At 47.8% G+C, this 10,053-nt stretch carries 4 protein-coding genes and 1 pseudogene; all 5 read right to left on the bottom strand.

Annotated elements, in window-relative coordinates:
• On the bottom strand, positions 1-6,320 hold a 6,320-nt coding region (locus tag ACGF63_RS21695), incomplete at its 3' end, for an amino acid adenylation domain-containing protein (RefSeq protein ID WP_387633147.1).
• Between the two features lie 1,705 nt (positions 6,321-8,025).
• On the bottom strand, positions 8,026-8,223 hold the full coding sequence (locus ACGF63_RS21690) for a hypothetical protein (RefSeq protein WP_152961620.1): 198 nt from the start codon (positions 8,221-8,223) through the stop codon (positions 8,026-8,028).
• A gap of 275 nt (positions 8,224-8,498) precedes the next feature.
• Positions 8,499-9,032 (bottom strand): hypothetical protein, encoded by a 534-nt coding sequence (locus ACGF63_RS21685; RefSeq protein ID WP_387633145.1) that lies wholly within the window; start codon positions 9,030-9,032, stop codon positions 8,499-8,501.
• A gap of 174 nt (positions 9,033-9,206) precedes the next feature.
• The gene (locus tag ACGF63_RS21680) at positions 9,207-9,668 is read right to left on the bottom strand and encodes a hypothetical protein (RefSeq protein WP_152961618.1); all 462 of its coding nucleotides are present in this window, start codon (positions 9,666-9,668) and stop codon (positions 9,207-9,209) included.
• Between the two features lies 1 nt (position 9,669).
• Positions 9,670-10,053, bottom strand: a pseudogene (locus ACGF63_RS21675) (hypothetical protein); the annotation flags it as partial.

The raw sequence follows: 10,053 nt of genomic DNA, 5'->3' as shown, positions 1-10,053 counted from the left end.
TCAGACATCAACACGCCTACAGACCAGCCGTCCGACACAATGTGATGCTGGGTAAGCAAAAACTGGTATTTATCATCCGTGAGCCGAATGAGAGAAGCGCGGATAAGCGGGCCATGACCGAGATCAAATGGCGTGTAAGCTTCCTCGGTGCTCAGGCGTTCAAGTACAGTTTCAGCATCCGGTATCCCACGCAGGTCATGTTGAGATAAAGGCAAACCGTTGTCTGCACTCAACAATTGCACCTGTGGCTGACCGTCAACAGAGACGAAGACAGAACGTAACGCTTCATGACGGGCAAACAACCTGTCGAGCGCCTGCTGCCAGGCGACGATATCCAGCCGACCACACAAGCGCAGTACCATCGGGATATGATAGGTATCACTCACGCCCTCAAACTGGGCCAGGAACCACAGACGCTGCTGTGCGAATGACAGCGGCAACACCCCCTCACGGGATATTGGCGTGATGGCGGGCAATGTCCTGCGCGGTTTATCAGACTGAGCACGCATTATTGCCTCAGCAAAGGCCATTAAAGCTGGCGTTTCAAACAACGTGCTCAAGGGCAGTTCGATACCTAACGCCGCTATCCGGTTCATCATCCGCACCGCCAACAACGAATGGCCGCCCAGCGCAAAGAAATTGTCATACCGGCTGACTTGCTCAATGCCCAGTAACTCACGCCAGATAGCGGCCAGAGCAATCTCAACCTCCCCTTGCGGGGCTTCATAGACCTGACGGGCAACATCTTCTTCCCCCGGCACCGGTAACGCCCGGTGATCCAGCTTACCGTTCGGCATCAACGGGAGGGTATCCAGACGTACAAAAGCCGTCGGGACCATATAATCAGGCAACAAGACACTCAGGTGTTCACGCAAACGGGAAACTAACCCGTCATGCGCTTCCGCCGCCACATAGGCGACCAACCGTCTGTCCCGTCCGTCATCCAGCGCCAACACCACCGCCTCCTGCACCGCCGGGTGTTCTATCAACCGGGTTTCAATTTCCCCCAGCTCAACCCGGAAGCCACGGATTTTAACCTGATGGTCGTTACGGCCCAGAAATTCCAGGTCACCATCCGGCAGGTAACGGGCTAAATCCCCGGTGCGATACATGCGCGCCCCAGATACCGGGCTAAAGGGATCCGGCATAAAGCGTTCTGCGCTCAGTTCCGGCCGGTTAAGATAACCCCGCGCCACCCCGACACCGCCAATATACATTTCACCAATGCCACCTAATGGTACCGGTTTACCCTCTCCGTCCAGCAGGTAGACACAAGTATTCTTAAGCGGCCGGCCGATGGAACGAACATCCTCCGCAGACAATATCTCCTTACAGGCCGCCGTCACCGTATTTTCTGTCGGGCCATACGCGTTCAATAGCCGGGGCCGGTGGGTTTGCTGGGTAAACCATGCCTGAATGGCATTCTTTTTGACCGACTGACCACCAAAAACCATTAACCGGAGCGTATTTGGTAGCGACAACCCATTATCTCCGGTCATCAGTTCGGACCAAAATGACGCCGGCAGAAACATCACCGTGATACGGTACTGCCGGGATAAATCAATAAATTCCCGCATAGACGCCAGCCAGCTATCATCCCGCATGACCAGCGTAGCACCACAACATAATGACGAGAAACACTCTTCCACTAAAACATCAAAGGCAAAAGAGGCAAATTGCAACACCCGATCTTGCGCCGTAATGGCATAGGTCTCATTCAACCCCAGATGACGTTGATACACCGCCTGATGCTCTACCATCACCCCTTTCGGCTGCCCGGTTGAACCGGAGGTATAGATGACATACGCCAGATGCTGGGGCGTCAACTCAGGTAACCGTGGGTTGCTGTCCGGCTGGTCCGGCAAAGTATTCGGGTCAAATACCGTCAACCCGCCCAGCGCCTCTTCCCCCAGCGCCGCCCGGCCAGCCGCGTCAACCAGAACCACGGACGGGGCCGTATCATTCAGAATATACACCAGCCGTTCGCTGGGATAAGCCGGATCCAACGGCACATAAGCCCCACCCGCTTTCAGCACCGCCAGCAGCGCCACCACCATCGCCGGGGAACGGGCCACGCCAATCACCACCCGCTGGCCCGGTGTCACGCCCAGCGCCATCAGTTGATGGGCTAACCGGTTGGCACAGGCATTCAATTCCGCATAACTGAGGGTTTGCTGTTGATACATCAGCGCTGTGGCATTCGGGGTTATCTCCACCTGTTGTTCAAACAATTGATGGAGACATAATGGATCAGGATAGGGGGTTTCCGTCGCGTTCCAGGTTTTCAACAATAACGTGCGTTCTGTCTCCGGCAGGATGTTCAGTGCCCGTACCGGTGTCTCCGGTGTCTGCTCAAGGGCCTCCGCCAGACTCTCCAACGCCTGTTGCATATAACCGCATATCCTGTCCGGATCAAACGGCTGCACTACATAAGCAGTCAACCCCAAAGAACAGCCGCCATCCTCCACCGACAGCCCAAACGGATAGTTAGTACGTTCCTGTTCGCCCAGGAATTCAATCCCAACCATCGTTTCATCCAGCGGATCCGGCTGCTCATTATGCCGGTAGTTCAACAAGGCGCTAAAGAGGGGCGTACCACTGGCAACGCCACTGCACCGCTGGGCTAGCGCCAGTGACGCATGCTCATGCGCCAGCAGGCCGGCCAACCGCAGATGTACCTCCTGCACACTGTCCCGTACCGGGGTCTCATCGATATCCAACCGCAACGGCAACGTATTAATAAACAGCCCCATGCCATTGTCAGCACCTTCTCCCGCCGCCATGCGCCCAAACAACACGGTGCCAAACACCACTTTCTCCTGTCCGCTGGTACACGATAACACCTGTGCCCAAGCCAGATGACACAATGCCGCCAGACTGACACCCAAACGCCGCGCCTGACTACGCAAACGGTCATTCAACGCGCTCGTCAGCATCCGGTAGGATTCCGTTACCTGTGAGCCATCACGGTGCACCTCCGTCAGCCCGAACGGTAGCGTCGGCTCATCCACTTCAACCAACATGTCGGTAAAGAAACGGGTATGGGCGGCCTGACTCACCCCCAACCGAACCTCCGCCACCAAATTACGGAACGGTACCGGAGCCGGCAGACGGTCCTCCTGCCCGGTAAAACAAGCCTGCACTTCACGGTGCATCACTTCCATCGTTTCATGATCACCGATTAGGTGATGCTGTAATTCCAGTAAAAACCAACGGCCATCGGTTTCCTGGGCGATGACAAAATGCAATAACGGGGCCTGATTCAAGTTAAGACGATAGTGATCCGGGTCAAAACGCCGGGTTAACTGGTCAATGACGGAGCCGTCAGCCGGGTCCAGCGTCAGTTCAGTTACTGGCAAAGTCGCCTGACGCCAAACCACCTGAGCCGGCACAGATAATCCTTGCCAGATAAAGGCGGTACGCAGAATATCATGGCGATCAACCGCTTGTTGCACCGCCGCCAGATAACGGTCCAGCAGAGCGCGATTAGCAAAGGCCACCGGATAGAGCACCAGATACGGGTCGCCTTCCTTTTCCAACACGTGGTGAAACAGGATACCGTCCTGCAACGACGACAGCGCATAGATATCCTGAATATTCGCCATCCCGCCCGGCACTAGTCCGACGATGTGGTCAATGTCAAGCTGAGTCAGATCAATCAACGGCAACATCTCAGGCGTCAGCACCGTGGTTGCCGGTGTAATCACGTTAGGCGGCACTATCACGGCCTGATGTCGCCCCAACATTTGGGCCAGATCTGACAGCACCGGCGACTGGAACAGATCACGCGCCGCCAGTGTCAACCCCCGGTGACGCAAGCGCTCAATCATTTGCACGCCAAGCAATGAATGCCCGCCTAGCGCAAAGAAGCTATCATGCCGACTGATCTGCTCAATACCCAGTAACTCACGCCAAAGAACAGCAATGGCGATCTCTGCCTCCCCTTGTGGGGCTTCGTACATCTGCCGGGCAAAATCTTCCTCCCCCGGTGCCGGTAATGCCCGGCGATCCAACTTGCCATTCGGGGTCTGCGAAAAGGTATCCAGACGCACAAAAGCCGCCGGGATCATATAGTCAGGCAAAATGGTACTCAAGTGTGCACGCAAATGAGCAACCAATCCCTCATGCACTTGCGCCGCCACATAGGCAACCAAACGTTTGCCTTGCCTGCCATCCAGCGCCAGTACCGCCGCCTCTTGCACCGCCGGGTATTCCAATAGCCGGGTTTCAATTTCCCCCAGCTCAACCCGGAAGCCGCGGATCTTCACCTGCTGGTCGTTACGGCCCAAGAATTCCAGATCACCATCAGGCAGATAACGGGCCAAATCCCCGGAGCGATACATCCGCGCACCCGCTACTGGGCTAAAAGGATCCGGTATAAAACGCTCTGCGCTCAATTCCTGCTGGTTAAGATAACCCCGGGCCACCCCGACGCCGCCAATATACATTTCACCAACACAGCCGATTGGAACCGGTTGCCCATTTCTGTCCAACAGGTAGATGCGGGCATTTTTAGCCGGCCTGCCGATAGAACGCGCATCTACCGGAGATAACACGTCCTTATAGGTCACCGTCACGGTATTTTCCGTCGGACCATAACCGTTCAATAACCGGGGCCGGTGGGTTTCATGAGTAAACCAGTCCTGAACGGCTTTCTTTTTGACCGCCTCACCGCCAATGATAATGAGCCGGAGGCAATCCGGCAGCGGTAACCTTGTCTCTCTGGCCGCCAGTTCCGACCAAAATAAGGTTGGCAAAGAAGTCACCGTAATATGATATTGCCGGGTTAAGGCAATAAATTCCCGTACCGACGCCAGCCAGCTATCATCCCGAAGAACCAGCGTGGCCCCGTTGCATAATGACGAGAAAAAATCTTCCACTGAAACATCAAAGGCAAACGCGGCAAATTGCAACACCCGGTCTTGTGCGGTGACGGCATAGGTCTCATTAAAGCCCAGAAGCCGGTGATAAATAGCCTGATGTTCTACCATCACCCCTTTCGGCTGCCCGGTTGAACCGGAAGTGTAAATCACATATGCCAGATGTTGTGGCGTCAACGCCGGAACCCGCGGATTGCAGTCCGGCTGGTCTGGCTGGATATTTGGGTCCAGTACCGTCAACCCCGCCAGCGCGGCTTCACCCAGCGCCACCCTCCCGGTCACATCAGCCAATACCACTGTCGGCGCGGTATCATTCAGGATATACGCCAGACGTTCCCCCGGATAGGTTGAATCCAGTGGCACATAGGCCCCACCCGCTTTCAGTACCGCCAGCAAAGCCACCACCATCGCCGGAGAGCGTTCCACGCAAATCGCCACCCGCTGGTCCGGTATGACACCCTGCGCCATCAGTTGATGGGCCAGACGGTTGGCCCGGCTATTCAATTCCGCATAACTGAGGGTCTGCCCTTGATACTCCAACGCCGGGGTCTCTGGAGCCTGCTCTACCTGTTGCTCAAACCGTTGATGGATACATAGCGGATCAGGATAAGGGTTTTCCGTGGCGTTCCAGGTTTCCAGCAACAACCTGCGTTCTGCCTCAGGCAACACATTAAGCTGTCCGACGGGGATTTCCTCACCCTGCCTTTTTGACGAAGCCAGCACCTGCAAATGTTCGCTCATCCGCAGAACCACTTCCTCGCTCAAACGGTTTTCATCGTATATCCAGCGAAAACCGCCCTGTGCATTCACCTGGAGCGTCAGCAATTCACCAAGCGCCGCCTGATCATCCTGTATCACCGAGACGGCGATCTGCCACGGCCGGTGGGTTGTCAGCGCCGGGATAGCCCGCAATGAAGGCAAGCGGATAAGGAGATCATGACTAAATGTCCGGTGCTGCGCCAACCGGGCAAGCTCATCATCAACCCAGTCAGCTACCGCTCCCCAAGGCTTATCAAACGCCACCGCAACAGCCATAGGCACCACAGGTGCCAGATCTGCCGGTGTCTCATTTAACTCATTCACGCCCCAACCGATTTGGAATTCGGTCTGCTGAGTCAAACGCGCAAGATAGATAACGAATGCCTGCAATAGTACCTGTAATGGGTCCTCTTCACCTTTTTTTGGCAACGGAGACTGCCAGGCACTCATTATCCATCTGGGTTCTGCCTGATCCCCGGCAGTTTCGAAAGGTAACTGGAATGGCTGCAAAGCGGCAAGACGCTCATACCAGAATGATTCACTGGGTGTAAGCGCCTGGGAGAGATTCTTTGTATTTTGAGTCGGTTGTGAAGCGTCGTTTGCGGCGGTTATGTTTTCTGACCTCTGAAGGAGGTGTCCAGTTTTACAAGCACTTCCCATTTTAGTAATGTTATCTTTCATCTACTTACCTCAACGAACCTATTAGAAATTTGAAAACCGTCATTGCCGACAGTTACCATCAATGTTGTTCTCTTACTTCTTGCCTCCAAGAAATAAAAACGGACACGTCTGACATTAATTCAAGATACTCAGATGCGGGATGCCATAGCCCGATTAATAGCCATATAATCAACAATTCTTCGGCGCTAATTCCCTTGATAATAGAATAAACAATTCATCTTACGCGTCGGAATAAGATATTATTTTTCATTCCTATTTTTAGGTAAGCACCTTTGGCTTTCTGCCATTTTTATTATCTGACACTGAATCCCATAATTAAAAATGGAATCGTCAACTGCATTTATTATATAAAAACACTAAATCAATGTTATATTTTACCCGTCCTCCATTAATATCCAACTAAAATTATTCAATATTGACAATACAATCCTGCAAGCTCAATTATGCAATAACATGACATCAGATTAAAATAATATTAACTAAATTCATATGCCATTTATTACGCTAAAATAGCCATTTTAATGAAACCAAGACAAAAAGCGTAAAAAAATATATCCTAAATGTAAAGTAAATCTCTTTTTAAAAATTTAAAAACTTTTTATTTAAATCTGTACCTTGAACAATTAAAAGTCCGTAAAATTTTGCAGAATTTTAGTCAGCATGGATGCCACACGCCTGCTGGATTAGGGACGTAGTACCATTACGCGAAAACTGAAAGAACTAGCATTGGAGTAAGGAAAGAATATTCCTATTCTTATCACCACCTTTTGGGATTTAATATATCGCATTTTATACTACCCATTCAAACAGATAAATAATCGCACATTAGAATAGTTTTATTATGTCGCTATCAAATTATCAATATTTTCCATGGAAAGATTACCGTGGGCACATTAAATATTAATTCTATAGCCTATCTTACGGTTTCCACGGGCCGCTTGGATAAAAAAGCTGTATGTCCTGGCTGGTTAGAAGTGGAACATAATTATGAAAATTTATTTAACTATTGAAAAGACAGAGCCAAACGCTATAAATAGATGAAAAAATGAATAATGATTTAGATAAAATTATTGATCAGATAAAACTTCTATCTGGTGGAGAAAAAAACAATATAGATCTGCCAGACGATAAGTTACCAGAGCAATATGAACGTGATTATTAGTTTCACTTTTCCAGATGATTATAAAAAAGTCTTAAAGGAAATAGCGAATGTTTTCTATGGAGCCATAGAATTATTGTCAGTAACTAAAGATAAAAAAAATTTGTCATCTTTTAAACGTAGTGCATTTTCTTTTTTTACTTGTTTTCCCTTTTTTGGCGATCAGAAAGCTGCTTTTTCGGTGATTAATTAACTAAGGATAAAAAAACAGGCGTCCATTAATGCCGGATTTTGAAAAGGTACAGAATCACTAAAAACGGCTTATTCCCTGTCATGTTTAATACATTTACCGAAAATGCTCTCCTCCGCTTATTTTATATTTACCTGTCATGCCATGACCATTTAAAAACACGAAAACAGAGGTGTTAAATATTTTATATAAAAAATGCATTTAACCATAAGTAAAATTTTTCAAAAGGATATTAATTATATTTAATCGAAATCTATTAACCATTAAAAGAGAGTTAAAAAATCAGCGAGAAAAAGAATATTATCCAAAAAACATAAAAGGGTATTTTTATACCATCAGGCGATTTACGGGTTGATTTATGAAGATAAAAGAAAGGAGGGAGAGGACTCCATTGCATAAAACTGATGCAGCGTTATCGCTAATATTTGCGGCTTATAATCTCTGACTATTTGCGCATAATTTTCTATCTGCCCCCAACGTCTTGCGATCAAATCAGCGCGCAGATTGGCGGGATATAACGCCAATTCCTGTGCCGCTTCAATAAACTGCACCAAATTCAGCTCATCAATTCAGGCGTGATAAACCGGCCAATTTCCGGCGCATAATACCGATAGGTATTAAAATGCAGCCCGGTTTACTCGTATCATCCTGATACTCGCCCTTTCAGGGGAGCGCTACGCGCTATTCAAATTTGTTCCCAACAAATTTGTCTTTGTTAAAATATTGCCCCGCATAACGCAGGTTTTGCCGGAGGTCAAAGCCCTTTGATGGTAGATCATCAATCAAACCGGAAGATTACAGAGATCTTCCGGCTTTTATATTATCTATATTATCGTAGCGGTACTGGTAAACGACTGGTTAAGGGCCTTAATTGCTCCCTGTCATCCCACAGTCCCGGAAACACCTCGAATTTCAAGTCATCACGGTTAATACCGGTATCAAAGTAGCGACATAAACGCTCTGCTAATTCTTCATGTGACCACATATTGGTCAGTTCATATTTTTCAATGAGTTCCCGATCTTCTGGTAAGGTTAAGTCTTCTTTTAATACTGGCGCCAGTGTGGTTCCGATATTACCCTCAGGGCCGATATTAATCAGTTTACCGCCCATAAATAAAAAAGAGTTTTTATCTCCAGGATAATGATCACCATCGAATGAAGAATAAGGCTTTATCCAGTAATTATTATAGGATTGAATATTAGGAATAACCGATTTGTCTTTAATTTTATCTGGCATCAATTTATAAACAGCATTAACAACTAAAATCCGAAACAAAGTAGTCACTTGATTTAAATCAATATTTTTCCAGACGCCATCTGTATTACAGATATCATAAAACTGCATTTCTGCACTGTTAAGCATCTGTCCAATGGTATACAGGTTATCCCTCAATTTAATATTAACCAGATGATTATGCTTCCAGACAATTCGTTTCACCATTCTATAAGCTCCAATCTGCTCTGGCGTACTGTGGATATTCGCAACGGCAGATCATCAATCAAACCGGAAGATCGCAGAGATCTCCCGAGCTTTATTTTAAATAGATATTGATTTAACCACATCAATAAAGTATGTCCTATTTACTTCATAATAATCAAGACTTATATTTTTTTTGAAGTCCTTTGATATAAATAAAATGTCATTTATTATTTTTTCACCAAATTTAAAATTCTCATTCAACGAGCAAAGCGAAGATATAAGGAATGAACCACAATACGTCCAGTCATCATCGATGAAAATATAATATGGCGTATCGTCATTCTTTAGCTCTTTAAGAAAACCATGTAACTCTTGCGGTGTTAACCGAGTTTTTTCATCCGTTCCCTTGGACTTTCCTGATATAGACAGAACATCATCAGTATCTTTCAATTCCATGAAAGTTAGATTACTTTCCTTGATACAAAGCAGCGAAGTTACCTTAGATATATAATTCTTAATAATATGTTTTCCATTAGCCTTTCTATATAACAACTCTTTTTTATATTGGGCAGTGCTCATATCAACCACCACACTTATTTTTGTAGTACGCCTTACCTTTAGGATTAGCTATTTTAGGTCTGCCATAATCATTCATTCTTGTTTCACCTGTTCTGGGATCAACTTTTACCTTACCAGCTTCCCAATGCGGCTGATCAGGATGGCTAACATCCATTGTTTGTTGTTGTACTGTTGCTGGTATTGTTCCACCGCCTGGCTTCGGTACTTTATATCTGTATTCCCAACCAGAGCTATTCCTTGATTGATTAGTAGGTTGTTGGCTTATAGGTATTCCTGCTTGTCTCATAGCTTCGCGACGAGCAGCTCCTGAAGAACTGAATGGATTATCTTCACTGCCAATTGGTTCACCACTCAACCCCCAAGGATCAATCCAACTCAGCGGATT

It is taken from the genome of Photorhabdus sp. RM322S (assembly GCF_042879395.1).
In the GTDB taxonomy this organism is placed as follows: domain Bacteria; phylum Pseudomonadota; class Gammaproteobacteria; order Enterobacterales; family Enterobacteriaceae; genus Photorhabdus; species Photorhabdus khanii.
This window is presented reverse-complemented; position numbering and strand designations above follow the sequence as displayed.